The sequence below is a fragment of the Streptomyces niphimycinicus genome (assembly GCF_018883605.1).
Lineage (GTDB): Bacteria > Actinomycetota > Actinomycetes > Streptomycetales > Streptomycetaceae > Streptomyces > Streptomyces niphimycinicus.
In genome coordinates this window covers 1-322 of sequence record NZ_JAHLEM010000770.1, presented here as the reverse complement: position 1 = coordinate 322, position 322 = coordinate 1, and the positions used below count along the sequence as shown (strand labels likewise).

1 pseudogene is annotated in these 322 nt (G+C 64.6%); it reads right to left on the bottom strand.

Annotated features, from left to right (window positions below):
* Nucleotides 1-124: 124 nt before the first annotated feature.
* Nucleotides 125-322, bottom strand: a pseudogene (locus KN815_RS42300) (flavodoxin-dependent (E)-4-hydroxy-3-methylbut-2-enyl-diphosphate synthase); the annotation flags it as partial.

The following is a 322-nucleotide window of genomic DNA, read 5'->3' as shown; positions in this document are numbered from 1 at the left end:
GGGGCGCGTCGCTGTCGAAAGGGAGAGCGCGCGCAGGGAGCGAGGAACGAGCGACCGAGCACGGTCGACCGTCGACAGTGACTGAAGCGCCCCGGAGGCGAACCGAGCCTCAAAAAAAGGGGGCTCAGCTAATGGAGACCTGCGGTTCGCCGGAGGCGATGCCGTCCTTCTCCATCTGCTCGGCGATCTTCATGGCCTCGTCGATCAGGGTCTCCACGATCTTCGACTCCGGCACCGTCTTGATGACCTCACCCTTGACGAAGATCTGCCCCTTGCCGTTACCCGAAGCGACACCCAGATCCGCCTCACGCGCCTCACCGGG